Below are 15,971 nucleotides of genomic sequence, written 5' to 3'. Positions count from 1 at the left end.
AGGCCGGATAAGCGCAGCGCCATCCGGCAGTTAGTGCAGAATCTTACTTCGCCGGAATAGACTTCAGCAACTCAGTCAGCAGCGTCCAGTAATGGCCAACGCTTTCGATATGAACCTGCTCATCCGGGGAGTGTGGACCGGTGATAGTTGGCCCGATGGAAACCATGTCCATATCCGGATACGGTTTCTTGAACAGACCACATTCCAGACCAGCGTGGATAATCTGGATGTTCGGCGTTTTGTTGAACAGACGCTGATAGGTTTCGCGAACCAGGTGCATAACCGGAGAGTTAGCATCCGGCTGCCAGCCTGGATACGCACCTTTGGCTTCGGTTTTAGCACCAGCGAGCTTGCCCAGTGAATCCAGCATGCTTACCACGTAGTCTTTACCGCTGTCGATCAGCGAGCGAACCAGGCAGTGGATCTGTACATTATCGTCAGTCATGGTCACGACGCCGACGTTCAGAGAGGTCTCTACCACGCCTTTGGCGACGTCAGAGTTGCGAATAACACCGTTCGGGGTGGCGTTCAGCAGACGCACAAAGCTGTCGCGAGACTGAGCGGTCAGTGCGGCTTTGTCTTGAGTAACGGCATCCAGCAGCAGAGCCAGGTTCTTCTCTTTGGCTTCCAGTTCGTTTTTCAGGATTTCCTGGTAGGTGTTGACCAGCGCTTTTAACGCATCCACCTTATCTGCAGCCACGGCGAGGGTGGCAAAAGCTTCACGCGGAATCGCGTTACGCAGCGTACCGCCGTTGAAATCAACCAGACGCAGATCCAGCTCTTCAGCGTGGCCCGCCAGGAAGCGTACCAGCAGCTTGTTCGCGTTACCGAGACCCACGTGGATTTCGCCGCCGGAGTGACCGCCTTTCAGACCTTTTAACGTCAGCTTAAAGCTCTGGAAGCCAGCCGGGATTGCTTCACGGGACAGCGGCAGGTTAGAGGTAAAGTCGATACCGCCTGCGCAACCCATGTAGATCTCACCTTCTTCTTCTGAGTCGGTGTTGATCAGGATATCTGCCTGCAGCCAGTTAGCCTGCAGACCAAACGCGCCATCCATACCTGCTTCTTCGGTCATGGTCAGCAGCACTTCCAGCGGACCGTGTACCACGCTGTCATCAGCCAGAACGGCCAATGCAGACGCCATACCGATGCCGTTATCCGCACCCAGCGTGGTGCCACGGGCTTTCACCCATTCGCCGTCAATATAAGGCTGGATAGGATCTTTGGTGAAGTCGTGCACGGTGTCGTTGTTTTTCTGCGGGACCATATCCAGGTGCGCCTGCAGAACGACCGGCTTGCGGTTTTCCATTCCTGCGGTAGCGGGTTTGCGAATCAGGATATTACCGACTTGATCGCGCTCGACGTGGAAACCTTTCTCTTGGGCCCAGCTCAGAATGTGTTCAGCGAGCTGCTCTTCATGATAGGACGGATGAGGAATAGAACAGATTTTTGCAAAAATATCCCATAGCGGTTGCGGGGATAATTGAGACAGTTCAGACACGTTGAGTCTCCTTGGCGATGTCCTACAAAACTTGCTTGCAGGCCACGGGGTTAGCAGAATTAAAAACACCACAAGTCAGGCTTGCGCGATGCGATTGAGAATACCACTTTCTCCGCTGACGGCTAGCATAAAGCATGCAAAAAGAGGCGCGGATTCAGCGAAACACTGGTTTTTAGTGCGTCAGATCTCTATAATCTCGCGCAACCTATTTCCCCCTCGAACACTTTTTAAGCCGTAGATAAACAGGCTGGGATACTTCACATGAGCGAAAAATACGTCGTCACCTGGGACATGTTGCAGATCCATGCACGTAAACTGGCAAGCCGCCTGATGCCTTCTGAACAATGGAAAGGCATTATTGCCGTTAGCCGTGGTGGTCTGGTGCCGGGCGCATTGCTGGCGCGTGAATTGGGTATTCGTCATGTCGATACCGTATGCATCTCCAGCTACGATCACGACAACCAGCGCGAACTGAAAGTGCTGAAGCGTGCCGAAGGCGACGGTGAAGGTTTCATCGTAATCGATGACCTGGTTGACACCGGCGGTACCGCCGTTGCGATCCGCGAAATGTATCCAAAAGCGCATTTCGTCACTATCTTCGCTAAGCCGGCTGGTCGCCCGCTGGTGAATGATTATGTTGTTGATATCCCTCAGGATACCTGGATTGAGCAGCCGTGGGATATGGGCGTGGTGTTCGTCCCGCCGATCTCTGGTCGCTAATCTAAAAAGTTTTCAACGCCTGGCAACTGCCGGGCGTTGTTCTTTTTGTGCTGTGTCAGGTTACACTATGCCTTAGTGAGTACTCATGGAGGCTGCAATCATGTCACAGGCTAACCTCAGCGAAGTCCTGTTTAAACCCCGCTTCAAACACCCTGAAACGTCAACACTGGTTCGTCGTTTTAATCACGGCGCGCAGCCGTCCGTACAATCTGCCCTGGATGGCAAAACCATTCCGCACTGGTACCGCATGGTGAATCGCCTTATGTGGATCTGGCGTGGCGTCGACCCGCGCGAAATCCTTGAGGTGCAGGCGCGTATCGTGATGAGCGAAGCCGAGCGTACGGATAAAGAACTCTACGATACGGTTATCGGCTATCGCGGTGGGAACTGGATCTATGAGTGGGCGAAGCAGGCGATGGACTGGCAACAGAAAGCGTCTATGGAAGAGGATCCGCAGGTGAGCGGACGCCACTGGCTGCATGCGTCCACACTGTACAACATTGCCGCTTATCCGCACCTGAAAGGCGATGAGCTGGCAGAACAGGCGCAGGCTCTGGCCAATCGCGCCTATGAAGAGGCTGCGCAGCGACTGCCGGGGACGTTGCGCGAGATGGAATTTGCTGTTACCGGCGGTGCGCCAATCACTGGATTCCTGCATATGCCAAAAGGCGACGGTCCGTTCCCGACGGTGCTGATGTGCGGTGGCCTCGATTCCATGCAAACGGATTATTACAGTCTGTATGAGCGTTATTTTGCCCCGCGCGGTATTGCCATGCTGACGCTGGATATGCCGTCGGTCGGATTCTCGTCAAAATGGAAACTGACCCAGGATTCCAGCCTGCTGCATCAGCACGTATTAAAAGCGTTGCCTAATGTTCCCTGGGTGGATCACACCCGCGTGGCAGCCTTCGGTTTCCGCTTTGGCGCTAACGTAGCGGTACGTCTGGCATATCTGGAATCATCGCGTCTGAAGGCGGTGGCTTGTCTGGGGCCGGTAGTTCATGCGCTGCTTAGCGACCCGCAGCGTCAGGCGAGCGTCCCGGAAATGTACCTTGATGTACTGGCTAGTCGCCTCGGGATGCATGACGCCTCCGATGAAGCGCTGCGCGTTGAGCTTAATCGCTATTCATTAAAAGTGCAGGGTCTGCTGGGTCGACGCTGCCCAACGCCAATGCTTTCGGGGTTCTGGAAGAACGATCCGTTTAGCCCGGAAGAAGAGTCACGTTTAATCACATCTTCATCTTCAGACGGTAAGCTACTGGAGATCCCCTTCAACCCGGTGTATCGCAATTTTGACAAAGGGCTGCAGGAAATAACCGGTTGGATCAATCAGAGATTGTGTTAAAAGTTTGCTAAATTTTATCGATTTGGTAAAACAGGTGCTTCACCTAAGGAGATCGTAATGACGTTACCGAGTGGGCATCCGAAAAGTAGATTGATCAAGAAATTCACCGCGCTTGGCCCGTATATCCGGGAAGGGCAGTGCGAAGATAATCGATTTTTTTTCGATTGTCTGGCTGTTTGCGTCAACGTAAAACCCGCCCCTGAGAAACGCGAGTTCTGGGGCTGGTGGATGGAACTGGAGGCGCAGGAAAAACGCTTCACGTACAGTTATCAGTTTGGTTTGTTTGATAAAGACGGTAACTGGACTGCGGTGCCGGTGAAAGAGACTGAAGTGGTAGAGCGACTGGAATACACATTACGTGAATTCCATGAAAAATTACTTGGCTTGTTAACGACGCTGAATCTGGCGCTGGAACCTGCTGATGACTTTAAGGATGAACCGGTTAAGTTAACGGCATAATGAACAGTGAAATGCCGGATGGTGGCGCAACCCCATCCGGCATTTTTTATGCTATATCAAAACTGGTAGACCATACCCACCGCGACGATATTATCATCGTTGATGCCCAGTTTATTATCGCTATCCAGTTGGTTGATTTTATAATCAACAAACGCGGACATATTTTTGTTGAAATAGTACGTTGCGCCCACGTCGATATAATTCACCAGATCTTCATTGCCGACGCCTTCAATATCTTTCCCTTTAGACAGCACATAACCCAGTGACGGACGCAGACCAAAGTCAAACTGGTACTGAACAACCGCTTCGAAGTTCTGTGTTTTATTGGCGAAGCCGCCGGAAATTGGTGTCATATTGCGTGTTTCAGAATAGAACGTTGCAATATAAATATCGTTAGCATCATATTTTAACCCAGTCGCCCAGGCTTCTGCTTTATCGCCCGTACCGCGAGTTTGCAGATTCTGCTGGTTGGTACGATCGGAGTTGGTATAAGCGCCACTTACCGCGAAATCGCTGCCGCCAAAGTCATAGGTAACGGAAGTACCAAAACCGTCGCCGTTCTGTTTTTTCACATCGCGGTCCTGGTTTTTACCCTGGTATTGCAGGGTCAGATCCAGGCCATCCACGACGCCGAAGAAGTCGGTGTTACGGTAGGTCGCCAGACCGCTGGCGCGTTTGGTCATAAAGTTATCGGTCTGCGCGGAGGAGTCGCCACCGAATTCCGGGAACATATCGGTCCACGCTTCCACGTCGTACAGTGCACCCAGGTTACGACCATAATCAAACGAGCCAAAATCTTTTAATTTCACACCGGCGAAGGCCAGACGTGTTTTTTGTTGGTTAGAATCGCTTTCAGCTTTATTGCCGGCAAACTCTGCTTCCCAACGACCATAACCGGTCAGTTGATCGTTAATTTGCGTTTCGCCTTTAAAACCTAAACGGATATAGCTTTGGTCACCGTCTTTGCTGTCATAATCCGTCATGTAATGCATAGCTTTTACTTTGCCGTACAAGTCCAGCTTATTACCGTTCTTGTTATACACTTCCGCTGCCTGTACGGATGCCGACGCAACAATTCCCATCACCACTAATGCCAGAGTGCTCTTTTTCATTTTCATTCCTGATTAAAAGTACGCGCTAATATTCACTGGGTGTGATCCCCGTTAAAAGACAGGAGGGTTTTTAACGTCTGGCAATGAACGTTTTATGACAAAGTAAGAATATTTTTAAAAAAGGATGTTTTTTTGTTTCTGTAATAAATGCGTCAAAATCTGCCGCTACGCTTGCTGATCCTGCGCAATAAAATTTCATGCTTTGTGCGCTGGCTGTTGGCAACCGGGGCTAGTCCTGCTAAAACGTTCGTTTGATATCATTTTCCCCAATTTTGAATGGCAGAGAATCATGAGTGACAGCCAGACGCTGGTGGTAAAACTTGGCACCAGTGTGTTAACGGGCGGATCCCGCCGCCTGAACCGCGCCCATATCGTAGAACTGGTTCGCCAGTGCGCGCAGCTCCATGCCGCAGGGCATCGTATTGTTATCGTTACCTCGGGCGCAATTGCCGCCGGACGTGAGCATCTTGGTTACCCTGAACTCCCGGCAACGATAGCCTCGAAACAGCTGTTGGCGGCAGTAGGACAGAGCCGACTGATTCAACTGTGGGAACAGCTTTTCTCGATTTACGGTATTCATATCGGGCAGATGCTGCTGACGCGTGCAGATATGGAAGACAGAGAGCGCTTCCTCAATGCCCGCGATACACTCCGCGCGCTGCTGGATAACAACATTGTTCCTGTCATTAATGAGAATGACGCGGTGGCAACCGCCGAAATTAAGGTTGGTGATAACGACAACCTCTCGGCGCTGGCGGCAATTCTGGCTGGCGCCGATAAGCTGCTGCTGTTGACCGATCAGCAGGGCCTGTTCACCGCCGATCCCCGCACCAACCCGCAGGCGGAGCTGATTAAAGATGTGCACGGTATTGATGATGCGCTGCGTGCCATTGCCGGGGATAGCGTCTCGGGTCTGGGAACCGGCGGGATGGGAACAAAACTGCAGGCCGCTGATGTCGCGTGCCGCGCCGGGATTGACACCATTATTGCCGCAGGCAGCAAGCCGGGCGTGATTGGCGACGTGATGGAAGGCGTTTCCGTTGGGACGCGTTTTCATGCTCAGGCCTCTCCACTGGAGAACCGTAAACGCTGGATCTTCGGCGCACCGCCTGCTGGGGAAATTACCGTTGATGAGGGTGCAACCGCAGCGATTCTGGAGCGCGGCAGCTCATTACTGCCAAAAGGCATTAAAAGCGTGACAGGTAACTTTTCTCGTGGTGAAGTGATTCGCATCTGCAATCTCGAAGGGCGCGATATTGCTCATGGCGTCACCCGCTATAACAGCGATGCGCTGCGCCGTATTGCCGGACATCACTCACAACAGATCGACACCATTCTGGGCTACGAATATGGTCCGGTTGCTGTCCATCGCGACGACATGATCACCCGTTAAGGAACAGGCATATGCTGGAACAAATGGGCATTGCTGCCAAAGCCGCGTCATATAAGCTGGCGCTGCTCTCCAGTCGCGAAAAAAATCGCGTACTGGAAACCATTGCTGATGAGCTGGAAGCGCAAACGGAAAGCATCCTCAGCGCGAACGTACAAGATGTTGAGCAGGCGCGAGCCAACGGCCTGAGCGAAGCGATGCTCGACCGCCTGGCGCTGACTCCGGCGCGTCTGAAAGCGATTGCTGATGATGTGCGCCAGGTATGTAATCTCGCCGACCCGGTAGGGCAGGTGATTGACGGCGGCCTGCTGGATAGTGGTCTGCGTCTGGAGCGTCGTCGCGTCCCGCTGGGCGTGATTGGCGTAATTTATGAAGCACGCCCAAACGTTACCGTTGACGTTGCCTCACTGTGCCTGAAAACCGGCAATGCGGCTATCCTGCGTGGTGGGAAAGAGACCTACCGGACGAATGCCGCCACCGTAGCGGTTATCCAAAAGGCGCTGGAAGCCTGCGGTTTACCCGCGGCTGCCGTACAGTCAATTGATAACCCGGATCGCGCGCTGGTCGCTGAAATGCTGCGGATGGATAAGTACATCGATATGCTGATCCCTCGCGGTGGCGCGGGCCTGCATAAGCTGTGCCGTGAGCAGTCGACTATCCCGGTCATCACCGGCGGCATTGGCGTATGCCATATTTATGTTGATGATACCGCGGAGATCGACCCGGCCCTGAAGATTATCGTTAACGCCAAAACGCAGCGTCCAAGCACCTGTAACACCGTAGAAACTCTGCTGGTGCATCAGGATATTGCTGAGCATTTTCTGCCTGCGTTAAGCCAAAAGATGGCGGATAGCGGTGTTACGCTGCACGGTGATGAAATCGTGATGCAGGTACTGCATGGCCCTGCCAAACTGGTGCCACTGAAACCGGAAGAGCTGGATAACGAGTTTCTGTCTCTGGATCTGAACGTTGTGGTGGTCGAAAATATGGATGGCGCTATCGCCCATATTCGCGAACACGGCACCCAGCACTCGGACGCCATACTGACGCGCACGCTCAGCAACGCCAACCGTTTCGTGAATGAAGTGGACTCTTCTGCCGTGTATGTAAACGCCTCTACTCGTTTTACCGATGGCGGCCAGTTCGGACTGGGAGCGGAAGTGGCGGTGAGCACGCAAAAACTGCACGCACGTGGCCCAATGGGGCTGGAAGCACTGACCACATACAAGTGGGTTGGCTTCGGTGACGACACGATTCGTGCGTAATTGAAAACGGGCGATGCCATAATAGCACTCAGATTTTTAAGGTTATTAAGGCATCTCCCGGTTAATTCTAACCTTCACTCCGCTGCCGTATTTTTTTCTATCCTGCGTTTTAACATCATCGCATCAGTCTGGTTCTGACCCATGCGTTCTCTGGCGCCAGAAAGGCGGCGTATCACAGAATTTTCCCTGCCAGCATGAATTTTCCTGGTCTGCGGTTCACGTATTGTTCCTGTGGTTCAATCTATTAGAATCAGTCTCATTTTTTATGAGGAGTTGTTGCGTGAAATCGGATATTCACAAACATCGCATTCCTGTTGTGCCGCTCGGCAACCCGTTTCCTCCCCGTCATTGCTCGCTGTGTCCTAAGGGAGCGGCAATTGATCGTGATAATCAATACAGATTAATAGACAAAAGAAGAAGGTTTAAAGCAGGGGAGATACTCGCCCGACAGGATGAAACCGCGGATATGCTTTTTGTTATCCACGAAGGGTACTGCAAGTCCAGCGTGGAATGTGGCGATAATGTTTTTATCAGCCGCTTTTATGTTCCGGGAGATATCATGGCGCTGGATGCTGTCGAAGGAGGGAAATACCTGACAACGATTAAGGCGGCAACGGCTGCGGAGGTATGTCATATCGATATTGCGCGGTTGTTCAAGGTAGCGGAAAAGGATCCGTCGGTTGCTGCCGCAGTCATCAAATTTCTCTGCAGGGACAATGGATTCATTGTTGAAAAACTGCGGCGCTATGCGAATAAACATGCTGAGGCCAGGATCGCTGCTTTCCTGGTGGAGTTTTATGAGATGCATTTACGTATTGGCAGGCCAGAAACGACGCTTCACTTACCCTTCTCCCGGGACGAAATTGCCAGTTATCTCGACCTTAAAATTGAAACCGTTAGCCGCTCATTAAAATCACTTGAACAGCAGAATTTGATTACCTTACATAGGGTACGTACCGTAACAATTAATAGTTATCTTGGTTTAAAACGTTTTATCTAATTTTCTATTTAACGATAATCATTTCTCTCTTGATAAGCCAGGAATATTCATTTTATATGGAAAATTCCTGGTTTTAATTTTGTCAAATAATTATCAATTAAGATGTGGTTTCTGTAGGTGAATGATTTTTTTATAAGAATATTCCCTCGTAAATGGATATACCATGAGAATTTTCTTGTGTCGTTAAAAATTTAGCATAATTGCAACAAATAATAAGCATTATAGAGAAATTATGTAGGTGTTAATTATCTTTATGTTTTGTAAGGGTTTTGCTCTCGTGGTATTTGTATGATCTTTTTGATATTTATCAAAAACATAAAAAAGATGAATTGTTTGATTTGTCTTATTTATTTGGGTGATAGTTCTGAGCTCTGGTGTAATTTAAGTAAATTAAACTTAGGAAACTTCTTAGGTTATCGTTTTGGTGGGAAAATTCTTAGTCTTTTTGTAATTTTTGCGTTTCAGGGTTTGTTGAGATGTTACTTAATTCAAATGATAATTTTTGGGCGCGGCAATTCTGGCGCGCAATTAATGGAACCGCTGGAGTGACTTAATAATAAGACTCGGTGGTGAGTTTGTTCTTAGGAGAAGATAAAAATGAAAAAATTATTATTAGTGACCTCTCTGGCTTCTGTATTTGTTGCGGCAAATGCAATGGCAGATGTCACTGCTTCTGCAACGGCCTCGTGGGACGCGACGGCAACAAAAGATACCACCAGCATGTTGGTCGTCACTCCGCTGAACTCTTTGACTTTCCAGTATGCCGAAGGTCTGAATGGCTTCAACTCCCAGGATGGCGCATTTGATGTGACTATTCAGGGACAGGAAACGGCAACTGATTTTGAACTGAGCGCTCAGATTATTAGCAATACTCTGACCAACGCCAGTGGCGATGCGTCTACCTTGAACGTAGGGGTGGCATGGAATGGCACCGCGTTGACTAATTCATCAGATACTGTCCTGGTAAATTCCAGCTCGACTTCTGGTCTTGAAAGCCTGATGGCTGATGGTGCTTACAACGGTGCTGACCGCGTCAGCGATCAATCCAACTTCAAATTCACCATCGCATCAGCGACTTCTGATGGTAGTCAGGCAGTAACGGATTACTCTACATTGCCTGACGGCTATTGGACTGGTGATGTAAAAGTACAGTTCAATGCAACCTGGACGACTCCGTCTGCCTAAGCAATAAAAATTCGGGAGAATTTTTCTCCCGAATTTATCAGGAATGGTGTCATGAAAAAATATTTACCGACAGCGATGTTGGTAGGGCTAGTAATATCTTTTTCCGGATGGGCAATAAATGTTGGTGAAATCACATCGATAATGACTTCTGCTGAGAGTACATTATCGAAAGAAATTACCAATACAACAGATGCGGCGCGTTATGTCAGTGTTTCGGTAAAACAATTGTCATCACCTTTAGCGGGGGGCGTCGAAATAAAGCCCGTTAATTCAGGAGAGTTACTCTCTACGCCAGCTAATCTTATTCTTCCTGGTCAGGCAAAGGACGTTTTTCGCTTTTTTTATAAAGGGCCAGCAGATGATGTTGAGCGTTATTATCGTCTGCAATGGATAGATGAGCCGGTCACTGAGAGTGTGGAAACACGGGCTAATAAAATGGCTGTCGCAACAGCGTCCGCTGAGATTGGCACTATTCTGGTGATCGCGCCGCGTAAAGAGCGTTTTGAATATAGCCGCAATGGCGATGTTATTACCAATACTGGCAATGTTTCTTTTCGTGTCATCGCCTATGGCGCTTGCAAAGATAATGCTCGCGATCAGGGACGAGGCTGTCGCGAACGTTATTACATTATGCCGGGTACAAAAATAAAACTGCAGTTTACCGACATTAACAATAACCGTTCACGCATCGGTATCTGGCACGGTAAGCAGTTTATTACAGTGAAGTGATGGTCTATTGCAGCCATCTGTACGGGATAAATAAAAATACCGGAATGTAAGGATGCATATGACAACAACAAATATTGTCGGCGGTAGCATTTGTCTTTTTCTTGCGCTGACACCAGGAACTTCACATGCAGCCCCAGTAAAAGTGGGTAATTACGTTATTCCCAGTGCTTTCGCCCGTTCACTGGAGCAGGGAATGACGGTGCCAGTATATATACGTTACAACGAGACTGACGAGAAAAGTCAGCAAAAAATTGCCGATGCGGTGATTTCACTTGTTGATGGCAAAATTACAGTTAAAGCCCTGACTCTTGCCGAATTGCCCAATAATGCTGTGTTATCCGAGAAAACCCGTGCGTTGGTGGAAAAGATTCGTGATGTGCAGTTTCACGATAATACGAATATTGAACTGTCAGATAATGCTCGACTGCAACTTAATGTTTCATCATTTCATCTGGAGATGATTGTCAGCAAAGATGCGTTAACTGAAGCGATTGTCGCTCGAAGCAGCCTGCTTGGACCTTCCAGCGTTGAAACTCTGTCTAACGTCCTGAATTACAACTTTGGTACCTACTACAACGATTACCGAAATGGCAGCAGTACCCGCAGTTATCTGACGATGGACAATACAACATCGCTGCGGGAGCACCACATTAATGTTAACGGTTCGTTTTACGGCATAGGTGACAGCAATGGTACCAGTAAACTTTATCGCGCGATGTATGAGCGCGATTATGAAGGGTATCGACTGGCGCTGGGGATGCTTGACACATGGAATGTCCAGTCTATTGCCAGCCTGAATGCGCTTAATGGTGGGAAAATTTACGGTGTGAGCTACGGGAATAAAGGAAGTACGGTTGTTGAGAATACCGCGCTTTCGCTAACGCCGATCACTGTATTTTTGCCAGCCGCTGGTGAGGTTCATGTATTCCGCGATGGACGTTTGCTCAGCGTGCAGAACTTTAATATGGGCAGCTATGAAATTGATACCAGTCGTTTTCCGTATGGTGTTTACGACGTCACAGTAGATATCGTGGTCAATGGGCGGACAATTAATAGTCGTGTCAGCCGGGTTAATAAGATCTTTGCTCGCCAACAAGATGCCGGAGTTCATCAGCTCTCATGGCAGTTTTTTGGTGGTTCGCAGGATTATGATCGGGTGAGCTATAAGCGTAACCACTATCAGGATTTGGGTAATGAGCAGACCTGGATTGCCGGGGGGGCCGCATCGGTGACGCTGGCGATATTGTCGGGGCTGGGCCTGAAATCAACGATCTACGGTTTTGACAACAATGCGGTTAATGAAACGGATGTCACGCTCAATGTGAATGAATACGTCAGCGTCGGCAATCAGATGTTGGTAGCGAACGATTCATCATGGCGAAACATCAGTAACATCAATCTCAATGTTCCTGAGGGATATGGTTCCCTTTGGGCATCTCGTGAAGACAGTAAAATTGGCGATCGCTTGCCCATGCAGGAGCGTGATAACTATTCCATTGGCGGAACTCTTAACCTCGGAAAGTTTATTCCTCATGGCGGCTCGCTCACCGTGAGTCAGACGGAGAATCGCTACTCGGGAAATAAATATCGTAATCTGGACTACAGCACAACCCTTTATTCAGGCAGGTATGCCACGGTTGGGTTGCGTGCAGGTATTCAGCGTTATTACTACAACAACCGGAATGATGATGGGCGACAGGAACGTTATGTCAGTCTGGATTTATCGTTGCCGTTGGCATCCTGGTTGAGCATGGGCGTCTCCCGGGATCGCTATGGCAGCACCCAGGGTAATCTCAGCGCGCGTAAGCAGTATGCTGAGGGCCCGATTAAATCGGTCGGATTGTCGGCATCAACGCGACTGAGCGGCGAACAGTATTATGACAATAATTATTCGGTAAACGGCAATTTGAGTTATGACACGAAATATAACGCCGGCACCGTATCGGTAACGCGTTCTGCTGACAACTCCACCAATATGAACTTCTCTTCCCAGGGTTCTCTGGCGTGGGCAGGTAAAGATTTCGGCCTGAGTAAAGAGCGGCAACGATCAGGCATCATTGTGAAAACAGATTTGACCGGCGAAGGGAAACTGGCTGCGAAGATTAATAACCGCAATTATCTTCTCAGCGGTAAATCAAATTTCATTGCACTGCCGCCTTATGCTCAGTACAAGCTGGAGATCCTCAATGATAAAAATTCTGAAGACAGCTTCGATATTGTTTCAGGACGCAAACAGGAGCTGACGCTATATCCGGGTAACGTGGGCGTTATTAACCCTGAAGTGAAAAGCATGGTCACCGTATTCGGGCGTATTCGTTATCCCGACGGACAGTTGGCTGCAAATACCGATATCCATAACCACATCGGTAAAACGCGTACGGATGCAAAAGGTGAGTTTGCTATCGATATTGATAAAAAGTATCCGGTTATTACGTTAATTTCTGCCAATGGCAGGGTATGCGAAGCCGATCTGGATCTGGAAAAAGCACGCGGCGCGGCGTGGGTTGGCGATGTGAAATGTGCAACGCAAACCACGATGGCACAACGATAAGGTATTAATAATGAATAAATCTCTTTCTCTTATTCTCGGTTGTGTCTTTGCCGCATTATCCCCATCCGCCTGGGCGCTCTCGGCTTCCACTCAGGCGGCGGTCAACAACAACTATTTGTTTATAGAAAACAATGTTGATAACGAATACTTTATTACACCGTCCTCCCTCGACCCACGCATTAGCGGGTCGAACACTTGGGTAAAATATGGAAACGACCAGGATAGCCTGGGATATATGGGTATCGTTGGTTGGGTAGCCAATACCACATATTACAAGGATATGTGGATTGAAAATTCGCCAATCAGTGAACCATTTCGGGGGATTCGTTGTACCACTGGCGCTAATTGTCCAGCTTCTGGCTACATTGCTGCCGAGCTAACCGATCAATTCGGTTTTTATCACACTAAAGCAACCGGATCCGGGATCGCCGGTGGATACTATGGTTTTGCATCGCTGACAGACTCGGCGTATGAATACTTCCGCAATATGTCGGTCGGAAGCGCAGAGACATATAACCTTAATTTTTGTCGAACCACGATTGACTATGATTATGCGGCTGGGCAACGTTGTAAAGACCAGAGCAGCGGTAATTGGTATATCAGACCTTATACATTAAATAAAATAGGTCATTTATCTTTGGTGTCTACCAATGCATTTCAGGAGTTATGGGTTGCCAGTGATGGCACCCCGAGCATCACTAAAGACAGTGGTTATTGTGAGCTGGGTGTGGTCAGTCGTGAAGATGGCGTTATCTGTAAGATGATTTCATATAATTTAAATCAAACCAGCAATCTGACGGGATCACTACGCATTCGTATGTACGCGGATAGCGGTTTACTCGGTTTTGCGCCTGCAGCTGCCACAATAAAATATTCTGGTGATGGTCAAACCTGGACTAACTTTAGCTCGACGTCGGTTTATTATAATGTTTTTAGTAATGGTGGTGAGTATATCTATGTTTTTCTGTCGAAAACATTCCTGAAAAATATGGTGGATCGTGGCGTCAGTATCACCAACAGCCAACCATTTACATTTGCTTTTACAAATAGCGTGACGCCAGAGTCGGGGTATTATCAGTTTACGCCTTCGCTGCAGCTCAATATTGTTCCAAAGGAATATGGGATCAGTATTATCTCATCGGATAACAGCACCTCGGCAAGCGGCAGCGGCACAATTGGCGAGACTGCTCCGATTGAGATGGATTACACCGTGACGGTTTCGGGGCCTCGTCAAGCTGATAGCATTACCGCACAAGTTATTGGGGAAAGTACGACGATAAACAATGTGCCTTATTGCCTGTTCACCTCTACGCAAGGTGGGTTATCTGTCCCCATTCCCGCTTTTCTTCAGTACAACAGTCAGTCGGGTGGCGTGATACAGAAACGAAATAGCTGTAGTGAAGCGGCAATCAGCATGAGAGATGCGCAATGGCAACAGACGCCCTGGGACGCAAATAATACAGATGATGGAAGCTACTTTGCGACTGATTTAAAATTGCTTTTCCCAATGAATGATTCGCGTTCGATGTTGACCGTTTCTGGTGCGGATTGGGAAGGTGTTGTCAGTGCCAGCGGAGAGATAAAAGTGACGGCGAATTGGGTGGGAGTGACGCCATGAGCCACTGTCGTTTGGCGCTAAGATGGATATTGCTCTTGCTTTCCGGGCTAACGGTGTTCTCCGTACAGGCCGTCTACCTGGAGTCGACTATTTATGAGATGCCATCGGATAAATCATTTATCAGTAAAAGAATCTATAACGATAGCCAGAAACAGAACGTGTACAGTATTAGCGCAGTTAAAATAGATAAACCGGGACCGGGAGGTGAAAACAGAAGTGCTATTGCCGAAGGTGAACTTTTGTTTACTCCGCTGAGTTTTTCACAGGCTCCGCAGGCAAGTGAGTTTTTTAAGATTTTCTATCGTGGCCCGCAGGATGATAAAGAACGCTATTACCGAATACTGTTTCGTGAAATGCCGATAACGCTGTTTACCGAGCGTAATCAAGGGAAAGGCGGACAGGCTCTCCCGGTGATCGCTATGGATACCATATTGGTCGTTCGTCCGAGGAAAATGAACCTGGCCTACACCATTGATGAGATAAACGGGACGTTAAAAAACACAGGGAATACTTTTTTCAAAATCATCGTACACCAGGGGTGTCACTCAACTGATGATGAAGCCACCATGCGTTATGTATTACCGGGGGAAACCTGGCATAGTAGTGAGTTGAAAACAAAAAACCGGAAATTTATCGTAGCGTTGCAGAAATACCTACCCGTGGGTCAGGGGTGCTCAAAACTTAATCATTAGAGGTGTTGGATCTGAACCAATATACCCAGATTATATATTGAACCTATACTGTCACTAGCTTTATAAAATGTAGCAATAAGTTTAGAGTCGATGAAACAAAATGTCGTGCATATTACCGGAATGTTTATGGATACAAGATCTACGACATCCTCTCTTAGTTTGTCGGTCAGCATAAACTACGGTAATATGTTATTCTGCTGGTCATTGTAGTTACATGTTTTGTAAATTTTGTATTTATAGTTTTTTGTTTTGTAATGAAGTGAAAGTGAGTAAAGGGATTTGTACTGATTAAGAAATGGAGTTTTTTCTTTTTCAATTTTTAAATGGAACTTACGATGTGATGGGAATACTCATATGGATAACTGTGATTATAAATTCTAAATTTACGTGATATGGCTTATGGA

The 15,971-nt window shown here is 48.5% G+C and carries 13 protein-coding genes; 11 read left to right on the top strand and 2 right to left on the bottom strand.

Translation table 11 applies throughout. The annotated features are described in order from the left end of the window. Positions 1-43: 43 nt before the first annotated feature. On the bottom strand, positions 44-1,501 hold the full coding sequence (gene pepD, locus BZK41_RS20940) for a cytosol nonspecific dipeptidase (RefSeq protein WP_071444638.1): 1,458 nt from the start codon (positions 1,499-1,501) through the stop codon (positions 44-46). A gap of 261 nt (positions 1,502-1,762) precedes the next feature. Here pepD and gpt point away from each other — a divergent pair, with 261 nt between their 5' ends. The 3 genes from gpt to crl all read left to right on the top strand — a co-directional run bounded on the left by gpt (position 1,763) and on the right by crl (position 4,025). Continuing rightward, complete coding sequence (gene gpt, locus BZK41_RS20935; RefSeq protein WP_003031380.1) at positions 1,763-2,221, top strand: xanthine phosphoribosyltransferase; 459 nt, start codon at positions 1,763-1,765, stop codon at positions 2,219-2,221. Between the two features lie 100 nt (positions 2,222-2,321). Continuing rightward, positions 2,322-3,566 carry an esterase FrsA gene (frsA, locus tag BZK41_RS20930; protein WP_003830828.1) on the top strand — a complete coding sequence of 415 codons (1,245 nt, stop codon included), beginning with the start codon at positions 2,322-2,324 and terminating at the stop codon, positions 3,564-3,566. A gap of 57 nt (positions 3,567-3,623) precedes the next feature. Next, the gene (gene crl, locus BZK41_RS20925) at positions 3,624-4,025 is read left to right on the top strand and encodes a sigma factor-binding protein Crl (RefSeq protein ID WP_003031376.1); all 402 of its coding nucleotides are present in this window, start codon (positions 3,624-3,626) and stop codon (positions 4,023-4,025) included. Positions 4,026-4,081: 56 nt separating this feature from the next. Here crl and phoE read toward each other — a convergent pair whose 3' ends face one another. After that, the gene (phoE, locus tag BZK41_RS20920; RefSeq protein WP_079939429.1) at positions 4,082-5,137 is read right to left on the bottom strand and encodes a phosphoporin PhoE; all 1,056 of its coding nucleotides are present in this window, start codon (positions 5,135-5,137) and stop codon (positions 4,082-4,084) included. A 289-nt stretch (positions 5,138-5,426) separates the two neighbouring features. On the opposite strand from phoE, the gene proB reads away from it, so the two are divergent. The 8 genes from proB to BZK41_RS20875 all read left to right on the top strand — a co-directional run bounded on the left by proB (position 5,427) and on the right by BZK41_RS20875 (position 15,567). Next, positions 5,427-6,530: a glutamate 5-kinase gene (proB, locus tag BZK41_RS20915; protein WP_003031373.1), complete on the top strand. Its 1,104-nt coding sequence runs from the start codon at positions 5,427-5,429 to the stop codon at positions 6,528-6,530. Positions 6,531-6,541: 11 nt separating this feature from the next. After that, positions 6,542-7,792, top strand: a complete 1,251-nt coding sequence (proA, locus tag BZK41_RS20910) for a glutamate-5-semialdehyde dehydrogenase (protein WP_079939428.1) — start codon at positions 6,542-6,544, stop codon at positions 7,790-7,792. Positions 7,793-8,072: 280 nt separating this feature from the next. Then, entirely contained in the window at positions 8,073-8,792 is a 720-nt protein-coding gene (locus tag BZK41_RS20905) for a Crp/Fnr family transcriptional regulator (RefSeq protein WP_079939427.1), read from the top strand. A 597-nt stretch (positions 8,793-9,389) separates the two neighbouring features. Continuing rightward, positions 9,390-9,977 carry a common pilus major fimbrillin subunit EcpA gene (locus tag BZK41_RS20895; protein WP_079939425.1) on the top strand — a complete coding sequence of 196 codons (588 nt, stop codon included), beginning with the start codon at positions 9,390-9,392 and terminating at the stop codon, positions 9,975-9,977. 51 nt (positions 9,978-10,028) lie between these two features. Continuing rightward, a complete protein-coding gene (locus tag BZK41_RS20890; RefSeq protein WP_079939424.1) occupies positions 10,029-10,706 on the top strand; it encodes a hypothetical protein in 678 nt (225 codons plus the stop codon). A gap of 58 nt (positions 10,707-10,764) precedes the next feature. After that, on the top strand, positions 10,765-13,257 hold the full coding sequence (locus BZK41_RS20885) for a CS1-pili formation C-terminal domain-containing protein (protein WP_079939459.1): 2,493 nt from the start codon (positions 10,765-10,767) through the stop codon (positions 13,255-13,257). A 10-nt stretch (positions 13,258-13,267) separates the two neighbouring features. Continuing rightward, positions 13,268-14,875, top strand: a complete 1,608-nt coding sequence (locus BZK41_RS20880; protein ID WP_079939423.1) for a fimbrial protein — start codon at positions 13,268-13,270, stop codon at positions 14,873-14,875. After that, entirely contained in the window at positions 14,872-15,567 is a 696-nt protein-coding gene (locus tag BZK41_RS20875) for a fimbria/pilus periplasmic chaperone (protein WP_079939422.1), read from the top strand. The genes BZK41_RS20880 and BZK41_RS20875 overlap by 4 nt, the downstream gene beginning before the upstream one ends. The last annotated feature ends 404 nt before the right edge of the window (positions 15,568-15,971 follow it).

It is taken from the genome of Citrobacter sp. A316 (genome assembly GCF_002042945.1).
In the GTDB taxonomy this organism is placed as follows: Bacteria; Pseudomonadota; Gammaproteobacteria; order Enterobacterales; family Enterobacteriaceae; genus Citrobacter; species Citrobacter portucalensis.
This window is presented reverse-complemented; position numbering and strand designations above follow the sequence as displayed.